Origin of the sequence: Bartonella sp. CL436QHHD (genome assembly GCF_042195105.1) — a bacterium.
In the GTDB taxonomy this organism is placed as follows: domain Bacteria; phylum Pseudomonadota; class Alphaproteobacteria; order Rhizobiales; family Rhizobiaceae; genus Bartonella.
Map to the genome: position 1 here is coordinate 1 of NZ_JBHINR010000043.1, position 1175 is coordinate 1175.

At 37.2% G+C, this 1175-nt stretch carries 1 protein-coding gene and 1 pseudogene; both read right to left on the reverse strand.

Going from position 1 to position 1175, the window contains the following annotated elements:
- Nucleotides 1-652: YopJ family acetyltransferase (locus ACFIKN_RS06115; protein ID WP_375658083.1), on the reverse strand; the 652-nt coding region annotated here is incomplete at its 3' end.
- 341 nt (nt 653-993) lie between these two features.
- A pseudogene (locus ACFIKN_RS06120) lies at nt 994-1175 on the reverse strand (intracellular effector); the annotation flags it as partial.

The window sequence follows — 1175 nt, forward strand, 5'->3', positions numbered from 1 at the left end:
CTAATTTTTGAGCTTCGAGATAAAGCTTTTTAGCAAGGCTTAAGCTGAACATCCCACATTCAGAGGAACTGCGTTGAATATCCATTTCTGCCATGGCAAAAGAACAGTTAGACAATTCATGCGCTTTAATGGCCAATTGTGCCCTTAATGCTAGCACTGCTGATTGCATGTTTTTAAATGTTGTAGGTTCAAAAAATATCACGGACGTTTTGTCATCGATAGTTTGATGATCAATTACTGAAAAATGAATTCCTCTATCTTTTGTGTGAATGATAAATCTAGAAGATTTTATGCCTTTTTCGAGTGTTTCTTTTAGTGCAAGGGCAAAGTCGTGAGATGATGCTACCAATTGAAGACGCATTTCAGGATATTTAAGATTTGCTTGTTCTACCAAGGCTGGCATCAGTTTAAGATCTGTACTTGCATAATCAGCTGTAAACCAACGACCCATTAAGATGTCATCTTCTAAACGGGCAACAATATCTTTTAATTCCGCACGATTGAATGGGATATTTCTTCCTTTTTCGCTACTGGGTTGTTCTAAATGTGCAGTAATATTGTCTAATGATACATTTGCATGTGCCCCTTCAGGTGCACTTGCTCCTTCTGGTGTTTGTGAGGAATGAGGGAGGGAAGAATCTTGTGGCTTCATACTATTAGCCTCCATATTGATCATCGATAGATGATATTATTTTCTTCAATTCTGGCTAAACAATGTTTGCAGGAAAGATTTTTTAGCTAAAAAAAACAAAGAGATGCAATCATCTTTATTTAAAAAAATTGTTACGAAAGACAAAACCCCACGCTTTTCAGAGTCAAAGGCAAGGTATCTTTTTGTCTTTTAAGAGATCATGTTGCTTACTGTTTGCATCTTTAGCTCTTTACTTCTTTCAAAGGGAAAAGAAGATTTGCTAACAGCAACTTATATCTTACCGTAAAGCCGCAGAGCTTCATTCTTTGTGGATGTGGAATAGGGCTATGGCCAAATGCTTATTACATCATTAGAGATTTGTATTCTGTTGCTCTTTTTCTGTGTTGTGAAACAGAAACAGTTTTTGTCTCTGTTGCCACCAAGCTTCTCTCAAACCTCTCTCTTAGGGTTTCGCCTTTTTTGTTTACTTTTTCATGTGCTGCTTCTGGATTGGCTGTTAGATATTCCCTAAGACGTCTTCTGC